Origin of the sequence: Cohnella sp. CFH 77786 (genome assembly GCF_019400745.1) — a bacterium.
Classification (GTDB): domain Bacteria; phylum Bacillota; class Bacilli; order Paenibacillales; family Paenibacillaceae; genus Cohnella.
Window position 1 is genome coordinate 49,867 of the sequence record NZ_WJIB01000009.1, and the last position, 18,564, is coordinate 68,430.

Annotated in this window: 17 protein-coding genes; 8 read left to right on the forward strand and 9 right to left on the reverse strand. The window is 56.5% G+C overall.

What is annotated here, in order from left to right; all coding sequences use genetic code 11:
* Positions 1 to 24: 24 nt before the first annotated feature.
* From GE107_RS14260 to GE107_RS14275, 4 genes are all read right to left on the reverse strand, one after another.
* Complete coding sequence (locus tag GE107_RS14260) at positions 25 to 2,097, reverse strand: beta-galactosidase (RefSeq protein WP_219640650.1); 2,073 nt, start codon at positions 2,095 to 2,097, stop codon at positions 25 to 27.
* Positions 2,098 to 2,237: 140 nt separating this feature from the next.
* Positions 2,238 to 3,857: an ABC transporter substrate-binding protein gene (locus GE107_RS14265; RefSeq protein ID WP_219640651.1), complete on the reverse strand. Its 1,620-nt coding sequence runs from the start codon at positions 3,855 to 3,857 to the stop codon at positions 2,238 to 2,240.
* Positions 3,858 to 3,907: 50 nt separating this feature from the next.
* Positions 3,908 to 4,789 carry a carbohydrate ABC transporter permease gene (locus GE107_RS14270; protein ID WP_219640652.1) on the reverse strand — a complete coding sequence of 294 codons (882 nt, stop codon included), beginning with the start codon at positions 4,787 to 4,789 and terminating at the stop codon, positions 3,908 to 3,910.
* 12 nt (positions 4,790 to 4,801) lie between these two features.
* Positions 4,802 to 5,716, reverse strand: coding sequence for an ABC transporter permease (locus tag GE107_RS14275; RefSeq protein WP_219640653.1), 915 nt, complete (start codon positions 5,714 to 5,716; stop codon positions 4,802 to 4,804).
* A gap of 212 nt (positions 5,717 to 5,928) precedes the next feature.
* Between GE107_RS14275 and GE107_RS14280 the strand changes: the two genes are divergently transcribed.
* Together GE107_RS14280 and GE107_RS14285 are read left to right on the forward strand one after the other, a co-directional pair.
* Positions 5,929 to 7,536: a response regulator gene (locus GE107_RS14280; protein WP_219640654.1), complete on the forward strand. Its 1,608-nt coding sequence runs from the start codon at positions 5,929 to 5,931 to the stop codon at positions 7,534 to 7,536.
* Positions 7,533 to 9,335, forward strand: coding sequence for a cache domain-containing sensor histidine kinase (locus tag GE107_RS14285; protein WP_219640655.1), 1,803 nt, complete (start codon positions 7,533 to 7,535; stop codon positions 9,333 to 9,335). The genes GE107_RS14280 and GE107_RS14285 overlap by 4 nt, the downstream gene beginning before the upstream one ends.
* Positions 9,336 to 9,960: 625 nt before the next feature.
* Here GE107_RS14285 and GE107_RS14290 read toward each other — a convergent pair.
* Complete coding sequence (locus GE107_RS14290) at positions 9,961 to 10,935, reverse strand: aldo/keto reductase family protein (RefSeq protein WP_219640656.1); 975 nt, start codon at positions 10,933 to 10,935, stop codon at positions 9,961 to 9,963.
* A gap of 182 nt (positions 10,936 to 11,117) precedes the next feature.
* Here GE107_RS14290 and GE107_RS14295 point away from each other — a divergent pair, with 182 nt between their 5' ends.
* Entirely contained in the window at positions 11,118 to 11,447 is a 330-nt protein-coding gene (locus GE107_RS14295) for a winged helix-turn-helix transcriptional regulator (protein WP_219640657.1), read from the forward strand.
* 217 nt (positions 11,448 to 11,664) lie between these two features.
* Here the strand turns inward: GE107_RS14295 and GE107_RS14300 are convergent, their stop codons facing one another.
* From GE107_RS14300 to GE107_RS14315, 4 genes are all read right to left on the reverse strand, one after another.
* Complete coding sequence (locus tag GE107_RS14300; protein ID WP_219640658.1) at positions 11,665 to 11,832, reverse strand: hypothetical protein; 168 nt, start codon at positions 11,830 to 11,832, stop codon at positions 11,665 to 11,667.
* Positions 11,829 to 12,038: a hypothetical protein gene (locus GE107_RS14305; protein ID WP_219640659.1), complete on the reverse strand. Its 210-nt coding sequence runs from the start codon at positions 12,036 to 12,038 to the stop codon at positions 11,829 to 11,831. Before GE107_RS14305 ends, GE107_RS14300 begins: the two co-directional genes overlap by 4 nt.
* Positions 11,990 to 12,154, reverse strand: coding sequence for a hypothetical protein (locus GE107_RS14310; protein WP_219640660.1), 165 nt, complete (start codon positions 12,152 to 12,154; stop codon positions 11,990 to 11,992). The genes GE107_RS14305 and GE107_RS14310 overlap by 49 nt, the downstream gene beginning before the upstream one ends.
* 153 nt (positions 12,155 to 12,307) lie before the next feature.
* Positions 12,308 to 14,275, reverse strand: a complete 1,968-nt coding sequence (locus tag GE107_RS14315) for a hypothetical protein (protein ID WP_219640661.1) — start codon at positions 14,273 to 14,275, stop codon at positions 12,308 to 12,310.
* Positions 14,276 to 14,529: 254 nt separating this feature from the next.
* On the opposite strand from GE107_RS14315, the gene kduI reads away from it, so the two are divergent.
* From kduI to GE107_RS14340, 5 genes are read left to right on the forward strand one after another with little or no spacing between them, the layout of a single operon-like run.
* Positions 14,530 to 15,363 carry a 5-dehydro-4-deoxy-D-glucuronate isomerase gene (gene kduI, locus GE107_RS14320; RefSeq protein ID WP_219640662.1) on the forward strand — a complete coding sequence of 278 codons (834 nt, stop codon included), beginning with the start codon at positions 14,530 to 14,532 and terminating at the stop codon, positions 15,361 to 15,363.
* A gap of 28 nt (positions 15,364 to 15,391) precedes the next feature.
* A complete protein-coding gene (locus tag GE107_RS14325; protein ID WP_219640663.1) occupies positions 15,392 to 16,159 on the forward strand; it encodes a DeoR/GlpR family DNA-binding transcription regulator in 768 nt (255 codons plus the stop codon).
* 5 nt (positions 16,160 to 16,164) lie between these two features.
* Positions 16,165 to 16,914, forward strand: a complete 750-nt coding sequence (gene kduD, locus GE107_RS14330; protein ID WP_219640664.1) for a 2-dehydro-3-deoxy-D-gluconate 5-dehydrogenase KduD — start codon at positions 16,165 to 16,167, stop codon at positions 16,912 to 16,914.
* The gene (locus tag GE107_RS14335) at positions 16,911 to 17,570 is read left to right on the forward strand and encodes a bifunctional 4-hydroxy-2-oxoglutarate aldolase/2-dehydro-3-deoxy-phosphogluconate aldolase (protein ID WP_219640665.1); all 660 of its coding nucleotides are present in this window, start codon (positions 16,911 to 16,913) and stop codon (positions 17,568 to 17,570) included. Before kduD ends, GE107_RS14335 begins: the two co-directional genes overlap by 4 nt.
* Positions 17,567 to 18,547, forward strand: a complete 981-nt coding sequence (locus tag GE107_RS14340; protein WP_219640666.1) for a sugar kinase — start codon at positions 17,567 to 17,569, stop codon at positions 18,545 to 18,547. Before GE107_RS14335 ends, GE107_RS14340 begins: the two co-directional genes overlap by 4 nt.
* Positions 18,548 to 18,564: the final 17 nt, after the last annotated feature.

Consider the following 18,564-nt stretch of genomic DNA (forward strand, 5'->3'; position numbering starts at 1 on the left):
GAAGAAGACGGAGCTTGCGATTTATCACGCCGAAGTCCCGGCTGCCCGCTTCAGGATTCGAACCCCGTATCGCGGCAACGCGAGCTCCGAACCGACGTTTTCGCCCCCGAGAACATCCTGCAAATCTCCATCGAGCTTCACGAGCTTCTCGTTCTCCGAGAAATTCAGAAGAAACACGTATTCGCTCGCCCCGTCCGAACGGACTTGCGCGCTGACTCCGTAAGGCAGGTCCGCGTGCAGCGCTCTTCGGATTCCCGCCTGCTCCGCCACTTTGCCCAGGAATTCGGAATGGAAAGGCTCCTTGTTCCGGGAGGCGATGTAATAGGCCTTGCCCTTGCCCAGCCGGTTGACGGTCAAAGCGGGCCGTCCCGCGTAAAAGTCGGTTCGGTAGGCGGCGAGCGCTTCGGCGGTTTCCAAATGGATAAGGTCGCATAGCTCATGTGCTTCGTAGGAGCCCGACAAGCCCAACTCGTTGCCTGGCGCCATCTCGATGCCGTTCGAGTCCCGGTCGTGCAGAGCGTCGATTTCTTCGGACCAGATGCCGAGCGTCCGCCGCAGCGGGCCCGGGAATCCGCCCAGGAAGCAAAGATCGTTCTCGTTCACGATGCCCGACCAGTACGTGGCGACGAACATACCGCCGTTCTCGACGAACCGTTCGATCCGCTCCCCGACGCCCGGGCGGACCATGTACAGCATCGGAGCGACGAGCAGCTTGTATTTCGAGAAATCCCGGTCCATATCGATGAGATCGACGGCAATGCCTTTCTCCCAGAAGGGGCGGTACAGGCTCCGGACGGTTTCTTCGTATTTGATGCCATAGTTGCGGGGACCTTGAGAATCATTCACCGCCCAACGGTTCTCCCAATCGAAAATGATCGCGGTTTCCGCATGAACGTTCGTACCGGCGATATCCTTCATCCGTTCGAGCGTTTCACCCACTTCTTTCACGTCCCCGAAAACGCGGGTAAACTCATGGCCGACGTGATCGACGACCGCGCCGTGCAGCTTCTCGCTGGACCCGCGGCTCTTGCGCCACTGGAAATACTGAACGGAGTCGGAGCCGTGCGCCACCGCCTGGAGCGACGACAGCAGGTGCATGCCGGGGCGTTTGTTCTTGCTGACGCCTTGCCAGTTGGTCAGGCTCGGCGTGCTTTCCATGAGCAGCCACGGCTTGCCTTTGACGGAGCGCACGATATCGTGCATCATCGCCACGCGGGCGGCTTGCTCGACGTTGTCTTCCGCGTCGTGCCAGGTCGGATAGTTGTCCCAGGACGCGATATCCAGCACGTCCGCGAATTTGTGGTAATTGAGCCCCTCATAGTAGTACATGAAATTCGTTATGACCGGCAATGATGGGTTGCTTTCCCGCAGGGGAGCGATCTCGTGACGGAAGAAATCGAGCGTCTGGTCCGTGACGAACCGTTTCCAATCGAGGTTCATCGCATGAACCTGCGTCTCTCCATGCGGAGCGGGGGATTCGATTTGACTCCAATCCGTATAGGTATGGCTCCAGAACGTCGTCCACCAGGCGGCGTTCAGTTCCGCGAGCGATCCGTACTTGCGCATCAGCCATTCGCGGAACGCTTCCTGGCAATCATCGCAATGGCAATCCCCGCCCAATTCGTTGGAAATGTGCCAGCCGATGACGGCGGGATGGCGCCCGTAGCGCTCGGCCAGCTTGCGGTTCATGATCCCCGTTTTCTCCCTGTAAACGGGGGAAGTGTAGCAATGGTTGTGACGGAACCCGTGCAGGTTGCGAACCCGGTTCGCCGCGACGCGCAGCACTTCGGGATACTTGGCGGACATCCAGGCGGGACGAGCCCCGCTCGGCGTGGCAAGAAACGCGTAAATCCCGCTGGCGGCGAACCGGTCCAGCACTTGGTCCAGCCATTCGAACGTGAATCGTCCTTCTTCCGGTTCGAGCTTCGCCCAGGAGAAGATGCCGACCGACATGACGTTGCACTTCGCCAGCTTCATGAGCCGGATGTCTTCCTCCAGCACCTCGGGATAGGCGAGCCATTGTTCGGGATTGTAATCGGCGCCGTGCAATAGAGACGAAAAGTACGCGTCCGGGCCGTGCTTCGCGCGATCGGTCATGGTTTGCATCATCCTTTGCCGTTTGGCGTTCGTTATCATCATGGCACAGAGAAGCGCGGCGTTCGATGCCCGCGGACGATTTCCTCTTCGTCCGCGGACAAAGCTCGCCGCGCCTGTCTGTCAAGCGTTACAGGGTTCCGTTATTTCTTGGACGCGAGGAACGCGTCGACTTGACGTTGATATTCGTCGACGATTTTCTGGGCGCCGGCTTTCTCCAGACGCTTGCGGGCATCGGCGATCGCATCGTCCACCGAGCCTTTCACGACGCCGAAGGACAGCGGCTTGACGTATTGGGTCAGCACGTTGCCGACGGCGGCCAGCTCGTTCTTCACGCTGCTGTCGTCGAAGTTGAACGCTTGAAGCACCGGATTGTTGACGGCCGTGCTCAGCATGTTATTGCGCAGGTCATCGTAATTCGGAAGTCCGCCTTCGATCGGACGAACGAGCTTGTCGTCGCGCCAGCCCCACGGGCAAGCGCCTTCCGGCGGGTAGTTCGGGCTGTCGGCCAGCAGCTTGATGCTCTTGCCGTCGGCTCCGATGTCGTAATGCTTGCCTTTGATGCCGTAGAACGTCAGATCGAAGTAACGCGGATCGTTACGGAACAGGTCGAGCATCATGAGAGCGCGTTCCGGGTTTTTGGAGTTTTTGTTGATGCCTACGCCGTTCTGGATATACGGCTTCAGATCGACCGGACGGCCGAAGTTCGTGTCGATCGCCATGGCCTTCCATTCCGGATGCTCCGTATTGACGGTCGTGTACAGCGAGTTGATCGTGGACAGGTTTTGTCCGAAGATGGCGGCTTTGCCGGTTTTGAACGCTTCGTTGTCCGCCGTTTTGCTGACCATGGCGCTTTTCGACCAGTAGCCGGCGTCCGCCCATTCTTTCGCTTTCTTCACGCCTTCGACGAACAGGTCGGTTTGGTAGAACGGAATCACTTTGGCTTTCGGGTCGTTGGAATCATAGTACATCTTCAGGTTGCCGGTGCCTTGGAGATCGAACCAGCCTTTCATCTTGTCCCACGGAACGAACAGCGGGACGCCGTCCCATCCGAGCCCGGCGGCGTTAACCGGGATCAGGCCTTTTTCGTTTTTCACGATGGCATCGTAATATTTGGCGAGATTTTCCGGCTTGGCGGCCAGCTCTTTCGGATCCAGGCCGTATTTCTCCACCAGATCGCCGCGCAGCAAGGAAATGGAGCCTTGGATTTCTTTGTAGTTCATCGGGAGCATGTAGACTTTGCCGTCGATTTTGGCCGATTCCCAAGCTTCCGGATACATGCTCGCGGCCGTTTTCGGCGCGTATTTCTCCAGCATGTCCTTCGTGATCTCGAGGAAGCCGCCTTTGGTCGCCTGGGTATTGTACTGAGCCCAGTTGGCCGTGTAGATGAGATCGAAATCTTCGCCGGAAGCGAACAGCAGCGGATACTTCTGCTGCCAATCGCCCCAGGACAGGAAGCTGACTTCCACCGTTGCGTTGATGTCCTGCTTCAGCAGCTTGTTGACTTCGGCATAGACGAGGTCGAAGTCTTTCGGCTTATCGCCGAGCAAATACATCTTGAGCTTCACTTCTTTGGAGGTGTCCGCGCCGGCCGGGTTGGCCGATCCGGATGCGGACGGTTCGGCCGATGCCGAAGCGGAAGGAGACGCCGAGGTAGACGGGCTGGACGATGCCTCGTTCTTGCTGTTGCCGCAACCGGCCAGTACGAACGTAAGAAGCATGACGATTGCAAACAGGCCTTGCCATTTCAAACGCTTTTTCATTCGGGTACCCCTCTCGTATGTGCGTTTATGATAAACCGGATTTCCCGGGCTTACCCTTTGACCGCGCCGATCGTGACGCCCTGGACGAAATATCGCTGGACGAACGGGTACAGGAACACGATCGGTCCCGTCGCGACGAGCGTCATCGCCATCTTGTAGGCGTCCGACGGCATCGTCGGCATCGCGATTCCCGCTTGCATCATCGCGGCGTTCACGAACTCCAGTTTGCTCAAGATCTGGAACAGATAGTATTGGAGATTGTATAAGTTCTCTCTATCAATGAACAGCATCGTGTTGAACCAATCGTTCCAGTAATTCAGCGCGATGAAGAGCCCGATGGTGGCGAGCGCCGACTTGAGAAGCGGCAGCATGAGCCGGACGAAGATGGTGAAGTCTCCCGCGCCGTCGATGCGAGCCGATTCCTTGATCGCTTCCGGTATGGCGCTCATGAAGCTGCGCATGATAAGGATGTAGAATACGTTCAGGAGCAGCGGGACAATCAGCGCCAGTAGGTTGTTCTTCAGGTGCAGATACTTCACGATCATGATGTACCAAGGAACGAGTCCTCCGCTGAACAGCGTCGTAAAGTAGAAATAGAACGCGAAGTAGTTGCGGTATTTGAAGTCCTTGGCGTTCAGTACGTAGGCGGTCATCGCCGTGATGAACAGACCCGCGGCCGTCCCGACGACCGTGACGATAATGGTGACGCCGTATGCCCGCAATAGAGCGCCGGCCGACTCGCCCAGCAATTGATAGGCGGCTCCCGAGAATTGGCCCGGCCACAGCCGGTAGCCGTCGGAGACGATCGATTCCTGCGAGGTCAGCGATCCGATGATGACCATGTAGAAAGGAATCAGGCAAAGGACGGCGAACAGGCCGACGAACGAATAGCCGAGCAGGTTGAACAGGAAGCGGTCATAACGCAGTCGCATGCGAATCTCCCCCTAGAACAGCGCGTAGTCTTTTTCGACCCGGCGCACGAAGTAGTTGACGGTAATGATGATGACGAAGGAGAGAACGGACTGGTAAACGCCGGCTGCGGCGGACATTCCGAATTCCTGGATCGTCAGCAGCGAGCGGACGACGAACGTGTCGATGACGTCGGTCTTGTCGAAGACGAGCCCGTTGTCGCCGACGATCTGGTAGAACATCTGGAAGTCGCCGCGGACGATATTTCCGACGGACAACAGAATCAGAATGATGATCGTCGGTACGAGAGCGGGAAGCGTAATGTGCCGGATTCGCTGGAACACGTTCGCCCCGTCGATTTCCGCCGCCTCGTACGTTTCGTTGTCGATGTTCATGATCGCCGCCAAATAGAAGACGGTGCCGTACCCGACCGATTTCCAGGCGCTGAAGAATAAGATGATCCAGATCCAGGCGGACGAGTTGGAATAGACGTCAATGGGGTCAGCCCCGAGCGATTTCAACAGCGTATTGACCGAACCGAACTCGAAGTTGAACAGGTTGTAGACGAAAGCTCCGACGACAACCCAGGAGATGAAGTAAGGCAAAAAGATCGCGGATTGAAGAAACCTGCGGAGGTATTTCCCCGCCATTTCCGCCAGGATGATCGCGATGACGATCTCCAGACCGTTATTGATGATCATGAACGCGGCGTTGTACAAAATCGTGTTGATCGTGACTTGAAACAGCTGGCCGGACTCCCAGAAATAGCGGAAGTTCTCGAAGCCGACCCACGGGCTTCCGAAAATGCCGTCATTGTAGTTGAACTGCTTGAAAGCGATGACAATTCCGCCCATCGGCAGGTAGGCCAGCACGAGGTAAAACAGGACGGCCGGCGAAATCATCAGGAACTTGATTCGGTTCCGTTTCAGCTCCTTCAAAAATGAGGTCATAAGCGAGTCTCCTTCTCCTGTTGCTCTTTGTCTACCCCCATGATATAAGAGAACGGTCCCGACAATATACCGCACAAAACTATAAAAACGAGGAAGAAACATTCTTGTTGCCGCTTACAAGCATTGCTTATTGATAAATCCCACCGTAACGCCAATAATTGAAGTTGCCGATAGGCAAGAACCCTCATGCGGCATCCGGGAGGAACCACGGCATGATCAAGCTGCTCGTTGTCGATGACGAAAAAATGACCCGGGAAGGTCTTCTTCACCATATTCCTTGGAGGGAACTCGGCATCGATATGGTCCGTTCCGCCGAGGACGGCTTGCAGGCCATTCGGACCTGCGATACGTACAAGCCCGATATCGTGCTGACCGACGTGAAAATGCCGGTGATGGACGGGATCGAATTCGCCGGAAAGCTCCGGGATTCGCTGCCGGATTGCGTCATCCTGTTCCTGAGCAGCTACGCGGACAAAACATACTTGAAATCCGCCATCCAGCTGCATGCGTTGGATTATATCGAGAAGCCGGTCGATCTCGAGGAACTGAAAGCCCATCTTCGCCGGGCGGTCGCCGTCTGCCTGGAGCGCCGCGACCGGAGGAGCCGGGAAAACCGGCTCGAACAGGTAGTCAGCGAAAGCCGGACGCTCTGGAAGGAAAAAATCGCGCTGCAATGGATCGGGGGTCCGGAAGACGCCGCGGAAGCCCGCAGGGACATGGAGCGCGCAGGGATCGACATTCCTTCCGGGGCGAGATTCGTGACCGCCGTCATGAAGCTGTGCGAGCCGGACGCCGACCTGCAAAGCCTGCAGGCCCGCAAGAACGAAGCGCTCGCCACAATCGAAACGACGTTCGGCAGCTTCGGACTTGCTTGCGTATGCGGGTTTAAAGACACGCAGCATTTGATCGTACATGCTTATTCCCCGGCCGGCAAGCACCCCGATCCGGACAAGCTCGTTGGACCGGCGGGGCTTGTCCGGGATCGGCTCGGCTCCATGCTGGGCAGGCCGGTACGCGCCTTTACCGGCATCGGTGTCCGGGTGCAAGGCGCGGAACGGATCCTCGATTCCTACCGGGCGGCCGTCGTGGCGGTGCAGAGGCAGTTTTTCGCCGGTTACAACCGGATACTCGTTTACCGCGAACTCGGAGAATCGGACTTTCGGCCTCTGACCATGGACGAATCGACCATCGCAGCCTTCGCTTCCCTTCTGGCCGAAGGGCGGATGGACGATGCCGCCCATTTCGTCCGCCGGTTGGTCGAACGGCTTCGAGGAAGCCAGGACGTTCTCGTGGGCAACGCCAAAAACTTCTTTTTCCAGCTTCTGCTCGCCCTGTTCCGCGCCGCCGATCAGCAGAACGTTCCGCTGAACGAGGAACGAAGAGACGACGATTTTTTATGGAACGTCATTTTTCGATTCCATATCCTGGACGAGCTCGAGACGTACGCGCTGGACAAGCTCGCCCTTTTCTCCGAGCAGCTGAAGCTCAAGGAGAACGAAGGCTCCATCGCTTATCATATCCGGAAAATCGTCCTTAAACATTTACAGGATTCCGAGCTTTCGATCAAGACGATCGCCGACGCCCTTTACTTGACCCCCAACTATTTGAGTCTTCAGTTCAAGAAGGAAACGGGGCTGACGATCAACCAGTTCTTGACCGAATCCCGCATCGAACGCGCCCAGGAGCTGCTGAAGGACCGAAGGTACAAGCTGTACGAAGTCGCTTCGCTCGTCGGGTTCCAGGACGCCAATTATTTCGCCAAGACGTTCAAAAAAGTGACCGGCATGACCCCTTCGGAATATAAGGAGAAGTTTTCATGACTTTTACCGGCGCTTACCGGAATCTGAAGCTGAAGCACAAGCTGCTCATTTTCAATTCCCTGCTCATCTTGGTCACGCTGGGAACGCTGGCTTACATCTCTTACCGGGAAAGCGCCAAGACGCTCAATTCCGAGATTCTGTATTCGACCAAGCAGGTGTTCGCCCAGACCGACAATTTCCTCAGCTACAAGCTGAGCAAAATCATCGACGTTTCCGACGCGATCGCGCTCGACGGCAATCTGAACGACTACCTGTCCCGGCCGGAATCCGAGTACGGGCTGCCCGCGCAGCTCCGGGATTTCCAGAACCTGTCCCTCAATCTGTCGTCTTTCCAGAAGAACGACGACATCTACCGGATCCGGTTGTTCATTCCCGATTATCTAATCTATGCCAACGAACGGATGAACTTCTTTCCGCTGAGCGAATTCGCCTCGTCGGCCCTGAACGGCAAGCTGCTCGGACATACGGGGAAAATGATGTGGATCTCGGACGGGCAAGCCATTCCGTCCTTGCGGGATCCGGAGCAAAAGACCGTGCATTCGATCCGGTTCATCAAAAATTTCAGCCGGCTCGACGATAAGATCGGGGTGCTCGATGTCGATATTCGTCTCGACGTTCTTCAGGACATCGTCAAGAGAGCCAACACGTCCCGCGGAGGCGCTGCCTATTTGCAAAATGCCGATGGGCTCGTCGTTGCGGCCTCGAACGACAGCCGGGCCGCCGACTGGCGTCTGCCGCCCGGCACCGCGGCGGAGATCGCCGGACAAGCGGATCCGTGGCGGCAGCTTACGATTCGCGGAGAAAGCGTGCTGGCGGGCGCGAAAAACATCCGGGGAACCGACTGGACCCTCGTTTCCATCGTTCCGCTCAAGGAAGTCTATTCGTTAAGCAACCGGTTCCGGAACCAGATCATCCTGTCCATGGTTCTTCTGGCCTTGGCGGCCAACCTGTTCGGCTATTGGATTTCGAGCTCCATGACGGCCCGGATCGGCATCGTCATCCGCAAAATGCGGAAAGTTCAGTCCGGAGAGCTCGATACGGTCAAGCTGCCCGCCACCAAGGACGAAATCGGCGAGCTGGTCGAGAACTTCAACTATATGGTGGGCCGGATGAAGGTGTTCATCGACGAACAATACAAACTGGGTCAAGAAGCCAAAAGCTCCGAGCTCAAGGCGCTGCAGTCCCAGATCAACCCGCATTTCCTCTACAATACGCTCGATTTGATCAATTGGATGGCCATTCAGCGGAGCGTTCCGGAAATCTCGTCCCTGGTCGCCTCGCTCAGCCGGTTCTACAAGCTCAGCCTCAACAAGGGAGAGGAAATCATTTCCGTCGCCGACGAATTGACGCACGTGAAGCTGTATGTCGAAATCCAGAACAAACGGTTCTCGGACGCGGTTTCGCTTCATATCGACGTGGACGAAAGCGTCGGCGATTGCCGCATTCCGAAGATCACGCTTCAGCCGATCGTGGAGAACGCCATTCTCCATGGCATTCGGGAGAAGAGCGAACGCAAGGGGGTAATTTTCATTTATTCTTACCCGGACAGCGAAGATATGATCCTCGTGATCCAGGACAACGGCGTCGGGATTCCGGAAGAACTCGTTGAGGCGTTTAACCGGGGAGACAGTCCGGAGAAGACGGACGGCGGCTACGGGGTCAAAAACATCAATCACCGTCTGAAGCTGTATTACGGGGAGCAATATGGCTTGCGTTTCGAGAGCCAAGTCGGCGTCGGAACGTCGGTCGAAATCCGGATTCCGGCAACGGGCGCGGGGATGGAGGACGACGCAGAGTAGAAGTCGTGCACCTTACCGGCGGATGGCAAGGGAACGGGGAGGAGATCGGGGATGGAGATCGGGGAAGGAAAAGCGTTTGATTCGGGGCATGGACGTGTCGGTTCTCGATGAAGTCGGAACGGGCAGCGGGACGTACTAGTAGAAATTGAAGCGTCAGGGCACGCTGCCCGACTTGAAGGTCGGTGCCTGCCAACCGCCAACGAGACCGCCAACCAATCGCCAACCGCGAGACCGCCAACTAGACCGCCAACCGCGAGACTAGACCGATAACCAGTCGCCAACCGCCTGCCGCCAAGCTGGGAATACACTAAGAACCAAAATACAACTATTTTTCTAAAATCGGATCATTTTAGGGTGATTGAAAACCAAAATACAGTCAGTTTGCAAGATATTCTAGATTTTCTTATAAATCGAAGGGGGTTAACTGTATTTTGGACTTTGGTCACGGTTTTTGAGGGGGATTTTCGAAAAATAACTGTATTTTGGTTCTTAGTTGTTTGGAACACGTACGACTTGGAGGGCTTCGGTCGTTCACAAGATCACCGAAACAACTTTCCGCCTCGGCCACGTTGGGCAAGAGTTGCCCGATTCTATCGAACAACTCTTTGCCGCATGGGGGCAGCCGTCAACGAAGCGGGGCGAAGCCTTCCACCTGCTTCAAAATCCGTTCGATCTCATTCAAGATGTCGGCACTTAATTGAACTTCGACGGCTTTGACGTTCTCTTCGATCTGGGACGGACGGGTCGCGCCGATCAAGGCCGAGCTCACGCCGGGCTGGCGCAGCACCCATGCCAGGGACAGCTGGGCAAGCGAGATGCCGGCTTCCTTCGCCAAACGGTCCAGATGTTCCACGCATTCGAGTACGTCATCCCGCAAGTAGCTGTTGACAACTCCGTTTACCGACGCGTTCGCCGCGCGGCTATCCGCCGGAAGCTCGGCTCCCCGCTTGTATTTCCCCGTCAAGATGCCCTGTGCGAGAGGCGAAAAAACGATTTGTCCGATTCCCGCGCTCTCGCTGACCGGGATTACCTCTTGCTCGATATAGCGCTCGAACATATTGTAAATCGGCTGGTTGGACACGAGCGGACGCAGGTTCAGCCGTTTGGAGATGCCGACCGCGTCGGCAATCTGGGCGGCGCTCCATTCGCTGACGGCGGCATACAGGATTTTGCCTTGCGCCGTCAGGTCGTCCAGCGCCCGAAGCGTCTCTTCGAGCGGGGTTTCCCGATCGAACCGGTGGCAAAAATAAAGATCGATATAGTCGACGCCCAGCCGCTTCAGGCTGGCATCGCATTGCTCCATGATGTGCTTTCTTGAAAGCCCGCCGTCATTAGGCCCCGGTCCCATCCGGAAAAACACCTTGGTGGAAAGCACGTAGCTGGAACGTTCGTATGGCTTCAGCGCCGCCCCGAGCGCCTTCTCGCCCTCTCCACTGTTGTATGCGTTGGACGTGTCGAAGAAATTGATGCCGGATTCTACGGCTTTCCGGATACAGGCGTCGGCTGCTTCCTGCTCGTACGCCGTGCCATAAGTCAACCAACTGCCCAGCCCGATCTCGCTTACCTTGATTCCGCTGTTTCCAACGCGTCTGTACTTCATCTCTTATTTCGTCTCCTTTTCCGCTTCGTACTAAATCGAATGATAAGGGAAAGCCGGCGATGAGGGAAGTACGCACTTTTCCTTCACTTGGTTACCTAGAGGTTACGATCGGATCGGACCGCTGGTTGCCCGATGCGGATTAGTGTATAGTTTGACTAATGATCGATTGCGGAGGTACGGTTATGGACGAATTGCAACAGATGAAGTCGCTTACCAATTACGAGTGCTCCATCGAAAAATGCCTGAACGTCATCGGAGGAAAATGGTCTTTCCTGGTGCTGAGGGAGCTCTTTTGCGGGAAAAGGCGTTTCGGAGAACTGAAGAGCTGCATTCACGGCATCAGCCCGAAGTCGCTTGCTCAAACCTTGCGCCACCTGGAGGAGAACGGCATCGTGGTTCGCGAGGCTCATGCGACGATACCGCCGACCGTGGAATACGATTTGACGAAGAAGGGTCATACGCTTCATGACATCATCATCGAAATGAAAAAGTGGGGAACCTATTGGGCGTAGCGGGCGGAACGGCGATATGCTTCACCCAAGCGGTCGAACAGCTCCGCTCTATACCGGCGAAGACCGAATCCTTGGTCTCAGCCGTTTTTTTTGCGAATGTTGATGATTGTTTCGATTCGAGTATTCATCGGCAAATTGGCGGTGAAGGGCCGCGTTGAACCGCGGCCCTGATTCCCTTGTTGTCCGGATTGCCGATACTGCAGCGGCCCATCCCGGTCTATCGCTTGAACTGCCGGCTGAAAAGGGAGATCCCGTACACTTGGCGGAAAACCTCGAAGCCGTACCCGGCGCTGATCCCGAGGGACGCGACGATGTCTTCGATCCGGACCGAGCCCGCCGATTCCCGATCATCTTCCGACGCGTGCGGTTTGAATCTGATTTTCAAGGCTTCGGCTTCAGCTTCAGCTCGCCTTCCATGACGCCGTCCGGAATCGCGAAAGAAGCCGGCCCCTGCTCGTGATCGTAGAACAAGCTCGAGATCGGTGCCCGACAATCGTATACCCAGAACGTCTCCCCGTCTTCCTCGAGGAGAGACGTCCTGCCTATGTAAATGCCGCGAGCAGCTCCGCCTGCTGCATGATGCTGTGCCACGTTTCCTCTACCTCCGTCGAGTCGGTAAAGCTCATCCGCACGCTGCTTATTTTACCGTACTGAAAATCCTGGGTTTCACCTCCATGCGTCGAGATAAGACGCTTGCCCGTCGCCACGCGCGGCGCACCCCCGAGAATACGATTCTGTTCATTGCGTTCGCTGAGGCGCGCTAGGCTCATGGATCGGCATGTACGCTTATCGCCATAAAACAAAGCATCTCGGCTTTACGATCGGCGTGCCGTTGCTAGTGCTGTGGAACGCGTTCGGCTTTATGTGGTTGACGGGGAGGCTTCCTCTATAATAACGATGTCGCTATCGAAGCTGCTGTTTTGGAAAACAAGCAACCTCGTATAGCCTTGAGAAGGAAACGCGTATATGTTCGCATCAAAACCCCAACGGACGTTTAACGTATATTTCTTGCCGGTACCGTACGCCTTCAACACGTTTTTCATAGGTTCGAAGCGCTCGATCCTTCTATCCATCGCATCCAGGCTAATCTCGGATTCGATGCATTGAAGCTTTCCATCTTTGAACGTAATGATATCGGTATAGCCGCCGAGCCGGTAGGAATGGGACTGAGAATCTTCGCTAACGAATTCTGGGGCTCCCGCATTCAGCTTATAGTAGCCATTATGCGAATCCAACATTTTCGCTTCCGGATTTTGGGACAGAAACTGCTCCTCAGTGAATCGAGCGGAATAGAGAGCTATGTTTCTTGGTCCCTGCTCCCTTCCATTGTACAGCGCGGTTACGTAGCCGAGCCCTTTGCCAAGATCGTTAATGGAAGCATATCTTTTGCCGAAAGCCGCCACGGTATTGGCCAGCGCTATCGTGACGCTCCGCCCGCCTGCCTTTAGCGTCAAATCATTCGTGCCTAGCGAAACCGTTCCGCCGATACTATCCGCGAAGTCTTGTACCCCGACGAACCATTTCCCATTTTCCGCGACGAAAGCTCCCTGCCCATGGTACACGACCGTCTTCCCGTCGACCGTTAGATGCGGCGGCGTAAGCGGCGACAGCAGTTCTTCATACTTACCGTCGTATTTATAGAAATGATGCGTCCGGTCATTTTCCTGGGCGTTGTCCAATGCTTGCGTGTAGATTCCCGTTTTCAGGTTCAGATAACCGTTTCTGAGCTTCATGTTATCCGTCCAGAAGTTAACGCGAACGAGCTCATCTCCATAGTTCCAATCATAAAAATGGTAATAGTTTATGTTGGCGTACATCGGCAGAACGTATAAAATTTTTCCTGTCTTGGCTTCTACGATTTTCGTCTTATATTCAACCGTATGCGCCCACTTGTTCCGATCGTTTGGAAACATGGTGATGATCAGATATTTGTTGTTCGGCGAAAATGAACCAGCACTTGAATAGCCCGGATCGTCGAGAGGCGTAAACTTGTTGTCCTTGTAGTACCCGTAAAAGTCTTCTTTTTTCTTCGTGTCCTTATAGCCCGTGTATGTTAATTTCCCGATCCTGATCTTTTTCTCACTCTGCGATACTACTCCCTGTACCTCGCTGATCTCGGTTTTACGCCCTTGCTTGTCTAACTTGAATTCAACATGCGCCTCGTATTTAAAAGGCTTCTTACTGTAATGATCGATACCCGTCTGTTCCCGATACACGATATAGCGAAGCGAATCGCCCTCTTCATTAGGCACGCTGACTGATGTCAGCAATAGCTTTTTCGTCGTCAAGTCGTAGGTTTTCGCGTTGAGCGATTTCCGATTCGTATTGGACGATTCATAAGGCGGCATCGTTGTATAAGCGCCAAAAACGGGGAAAAACGTAATGTTCAAGCCAGGCGTCTCCGCCACAACCTCCCACTTTTGGGTCGTTAGGTCGAACGAAAGGAGCAACGAAGTGACGGAGGAGCTCTTTCCCCACTTTATTGGATGGCAAGTGTTCCAATAAGCGACATAGCCGTTCGAACGCTTGATTAGATAGGGCTGCTCGCTGCAGTTGTTAAAGTCGCCTTTTTTCGATATAGCTTTTTCGGTATACGTATATTTCTCGGTCGTTGTAATTCCTGTCGAGAAATCCCCCTTATACACCGTTATTTGCGGGAACCAACTTTGACCGTCGGAACTGGCCTCGTAGTGGAACTCTACTTCCGTTCGAACGCCGGAACTTCCCGCTGCTTGGGATTTGTTCATGCCGATCTGCAAGAACGGTGTTAGGATAATGACAAATGCCAGACCTATATTCCACGCAAATCGATAAGCTTTTCTTCCCATGGCAAGTACTCCTTTACACTGAGCAATTCGAAAGCAATTCGACATAAACCAGCATTTTCCTTCTCATTTAGTCGAGAACTTCCCTTGTCACGGGGGCTTGACCAAGCATGCCGTTCGAACAGGAACAACAGCAATTGGATGAAGCGATATCGGCGATTACCGATATTTTTCGGTTGTAAAATGACCTAAAAGCACATAGAATAAACCTAAATGAACTTATGTAAACTAAAACGAACAAGATGGAGGTTTTGCCCATGGAAATCCGTTACGCCTCTCACCCGAATGAAGTGAAAGCGTTCGACACGACCCGGCTCCGCGAGGAATTCCTGATCGAGCAGCTTTTCGTCCCGAACGAGCTCACGCTCTTCTATTCCCACGTCGACCGTTTCATCGTTGGCGGCGCCGTGCCGACATCCGGTCCGGTCAAGCTGGAAGCCGACACCGCGACGATCGGCGCGGCGACGTTCCTCGAGCGCCGCGAAATCGGCATCATCAACATCGGCGGGCAAGGAACGGTGACCGTCGACGGACAAACGTTCGCCATGGCGAACAAAGACTGCCTCTACGTCGGCCGCGGCGCCAAGGAAGTCGTGTTCGCCAGCGACGACTCCGCCGCGCCGGCCAAGTACTACTTGAACTCCACGCCCGCGCACCAAACCTATCCGACGGTCAAGGCCGCGATCAGCGAAGCGACTCCCGTTCATCTGGGCGGCCTGGAGAACTCGAACGAACGCACCATTTACAAATACATCCACACCGGCGGCATCCAGAGCTGCCAGCTTGTGATGGGCATGACCCTGCTGAAGCCGGGAAGCATGTGGAACACGATGCCTTGCCACACGCATAACCGCCGCTCCGAAGTTTATTTCTACTTCGACATGCCGGAGAACGGCGTCGTTTTCCACCTGATGGGCGAACCGCAGGAAACGCGCCACGTCGTCGTCCGCAACGAGCAGGCTGTCATTTCGCCGAGCTGGTCGATCCACAGCGGCGTCGGCACGAGCAGCTATACGTTCGTATGGGGAATGGCAGGGGAGAACCAGACGTTCGAAGATATGGACGCCGTCGCGATGAAAGATTTAAAATAAGGGAATCCAAGCGGAAACGGATGGTTCGATGAATCCCCTGCGCCGATACGAACTGATCATGGAAATGCTGCTGGCCGCGAATCAAGTGACGGTGGCGGAGCTGAGCGAACGGCTCGAGGTGACCGGCAAGACGATCCGCGAAGACCTCGCCAAGCTGGAGGAGAAAGGGCTGCTGCAGCGCGTGCATGGAGGCGCCGTTCTGGCGCAGGCTGACCAGCTCGGCATTCTGTCCACCAAGAACCCTGTTTCGCGCCACGCCGCGGAGAAAGCCGAAGTGGCCAGGCTCGCTGTCAGCTTGATCGAGCCGAACGACATCGTTGCGCTGGACGGCGGAACGACGACTCAGGAAATCGCGAGGCACCTGCCCAATCAGCCGCTGACCGTCGTAACCAACGACGTGATCATCATCAGCGAGTTGGCTCGCAAGGACCAGGTCCGTCTCGTCGTGCCGGGCGGCTACCGCGTCCGCAATATGCTGACGGGAACGGAAGCTGCCCAGTACATCCGCAGGCTCAACATCCGCAAAGCCTTCCTGACCGCGACAGGGGTCCATCCGGAATACGGGTATACGATCTATACGGGCGAATTTCACGACATCAAGCGGGCCTGGATCGACACGGCACAGAGTTCGTACGTCGTGGCCGACCACCACAAGTTCGGCCAGGGAGCGCTGTTCACCTTCGCGAAATTGACGGAGGTGGAGGCGATCCTGACCGATTCCGGCATCTCGCCGGAGACGGAAGCGTTATACCGGGGAGCGGGCGTCCGCCTCCTCATCAATCGGGAAAAGGAATGAGAGCCATGTTGTTTGACTTATCCGGCAAAACGGCGCTGGTCACCGGAACTTCCGGCGGCCTGGGCCAAGCGATGGCGATCGGGCTGGCCGAAGCCGGCGCGTCCATTGTGGCCGTCTCGGCATCGAACAGCGACGAAACCGTAGCGACTGTCCGCGCGTTCGGCGGAAGGATCGAGCAGATTTCCGCAGACCTGAGCAATGCGGACAACCTGGAGGGCTTATTCGCGGAAGCCTTAAGCAAGTTCGGCGAAGTCGACATCCTCGTGAACAACGCGGGCACGATCCGCCGTGCTCCCGCGGCGGAGCATTCGCGGCAAGATTGGAACGACGTGATCGACCTCAATCTCAATTCCGTCTTCTTCCTCTGCCAACTGGCCGGTCGCCACATGATCGAGCGGGGCAGCGGCAAAATCATCAATATCGCTTCGATGCTCTCGTTCCAAGGCGGCATCAACGTTCCCGGCTACACGGCCAGCAAGCATGCGGTCGCCGGCATCACGAAAGCGCTGGCGAACGAATGGGCCGGCAAGGGCGTCCAAGTCAACGCGATCGCGCCCGGCTACATCACCACCCGCAATACGGCGCCGATCATCGCCGACGAGAAGCGGTACCAATCGATTCTCGACCGGATTCCGGCCGGCCGATGGGGCAACCCCGAAGACTTGAAAGGGCCGGTCGTGTTCCTCGCCTCCCCGGCATCCGATTACTTGAACGGCCATGTACTGTGCGTGGACGGGGGGTGGATGGCGCGATGACGGGAGCACGCAAACCTACCGAATTGCTGCAGGCGCTTGCCGAACAGAAAATCGTCGCCATCATCCGCGGCATTCCCGAGGACAAAGCCGACGCCACGGCGCAAGCGATGGCCGACGGGGGCATCGTTTTCCTGGAAGTCACGCTGAATACGGACGGAGCGCTCGGCATGATTTCCCGTTTCCGGGAGCGGTATGAAGGCCGCATGCGGATCGGAGCCGGCACCGTTCTCGACCTGGAACAGGCTAAGGAGGCGGCCGCTGCGGGAGCCGAGTATATCATCTCCCCCAACTTCGATAAGAAAGTCGTCCGCTTCGGCGTCGAGAGAGGAATCGACGTATGGCCGGGCACGATGACCCCGACGGAAATCGTCCGGGCGTACAAAGAAGGGGCTTCCGCCGTCAAAGTGTTCCCGATGGGCAGCCTTGGCGTGAACTATCTCAAGGAGATCCGGGCGCCGCTGGACCACATTCCGATGATCGCGACGGGCGGCGTGAACCTGCAGAATATCCGGACCGTGCTGGACGCGGGGGCGATCGCCGTCGGACTGGGCGGCAACCTCGTCGACAAGAAGCTTGTCGCGGAAGGGAAATTCGACGAGCTTCGCGACTTGGCGCAATCGTACGCGGACGAAGTCCGGGGAGTCCGGCGCGTATGACGGCCAGGTCCGGCGCTTCGGTCGACGTCGTCACGATTGGAGAAAGCATGGTCTCCATGCAGCCGATGAGCGAGGGGCCTCTCGCGTACGCGCCGCTGTTCACCCGCACGATCGCGGGCGCGGAGTCGAACGTCGCGATCGGCTTGACGCGGCTCGGCCGCAAGGCGCGCTGGATCGGACGCGTCGGCGCCGATCCTTTCGGCGACATCATTCTGTCCACGCTGGCCGGCGAAGGCGTCGACGTGTCGCTGGCGGAGCGGGACCCGTCGTTTCCGACCGCGATTTATTTCAAGGAGTTCAAAGGATACGGCGATCCTAACGTGTACTACTATCGCAAGGGGTCCGCGGCAAGCCGCCTGGCGCCCGAACACGTGAAACCGGAATGGTTCGAAGGCGCGCGGCACCTGCACGTCACCGGCATCACCCCGGCGCTCGGACCGCATACGGCCGATGCCGTACGGGAAGCGATGCGGCAGGCGCGAAGCATAGGGCTCACCGTATCCTTCGACCCGAACCTGAGACGCAAGCTATGGTCCGAAGAAGAAGCTCGCCGGACGCTGCTGTCGCTCGTTCCGTTGTGCGACTTGTTCCTGCCGGGGCTGGAGGAGGCCGAATTCCTTCTCGGCGAACGGACGGAGGAGGAGTACGGGCAACTGTTCCGCGAAATGGGACCGAAAACGGTCGTGCTGAAGCTGGGCGAACGGGGAGCGATTGGCTTCGAGGAAGACCGGACGCTGCGGGTGCCCCCGGACCGGGTACCGCGCATCGTGGACACGGTAGGGGCTGGAGATGCGTTCGCGGCGGGCCTTCTTTCCGTGTACCTGGAGCCGGAAGACGAACACCGATTCGAACGGGCGCTACGCACGGCGAATGCGATGGGCGCGCTTGCCGTCCAATACCGGGGAGACTGGGAAGGTTTGCCGAAGGCCGCCGAGCTGGAGCGCCTTCTCTCCGGCGGGAAGGATGTTACGAGATAAGGATAGAGAAGTACACA

Coding starts and splice junctions, on each gene's coding strand:
- GE107_RS14260 (WP_219640650.1), bottom strand. CDS start 2,097: ATGACCGATCGCGCGAAGCACGGCCCGGACGCGTACTTTTCGTCTCTA.
- GE107_RS14265 (WP_219640651.1), bottom strand. CDS start 3,857: ATGAAAAAGCGTTTGAAATGGCAAGGCCTGTTTGCAATCGTCATGCTT.
- GE107_RS14270 (WP_219640652.1), bottom strand. CDS start 4,789: ATGCGACTGCGTTATGACCGCTTCCTGTTCAACCTGCTCGGCTATTCG.
- GE107_RS14275 (WP_219640653.1), bottom strand. CDS start 5,716: ATGACCTCATTTTTGAAGGAGCTGAAACGGAACCGAATCAAGTTCCTG.
- GE107_RS14280 (WP_219640654.1), top strand. CDS start 5,929: ATGATCAAGCTGCTCGTTGTCGATGACGAAAAAATGACCCGGGAAGGT.
- GE107_RS14285 (WP_219640655.1), top strand. CDS start 7,533: ATGACTTTTACCGGCGCTTACCGGAATCTGAAGCTGAAGCACAAGCTG.
- GE107_RS14290 (WP_219640656.1), bottom strand. CDS start 10,935: ATGAAGTACAGACGCGTTGGAAACAGCGGAATCAAGGTAAGCGAGATC.
- GE107_RS14295 (WP_219640657.1), top strand. CDS start 11,118: ATGGACGAATTGCAACAGATGAAGTCGCTTACCAATTACGAGTGCTCC.
- GE107_RS14315 (WP_219640661.1), bottom strand. CDS start 14,275: ATGGGAAGAAAAGCTTATCGATTTGCGTGGAATATAGGTCTGGCATTT.
- kduI (WP_219640662.1), top strand. CDS start 14,530: ATGGAAATCCGTTACGCCTCTCACCCGAATGAAGTGAAAGCGTTCGAC.
- GE107_RS14325 (WP_219640663.1), top strand. CDS start 15,392: ATGAATCCCCTGCGCCGATACGAACTGATCATGGAAATGCTGCTGGCC.
- kduD (WP_219640664.1), top strand. CDS start 16,165: ATGTTGTTTGACTTATCCGGCAAAACGGCGCTGGTCACCGGAACTTCC.
- GE107_RS14335 (WP_219640665.1), top strand. CDS start 16,911: ATGACGGGAGCACGCAAACCTACCGAATTGCTGCAGGCGCTTGCCGAA.
- GE107_RS14340 (WP_219640666.1), top strand. CDS start 17,567: ATGACGGCCAGGTCCGGCGCTTCGGTCGACGTCGTCACGATTGGAGAA.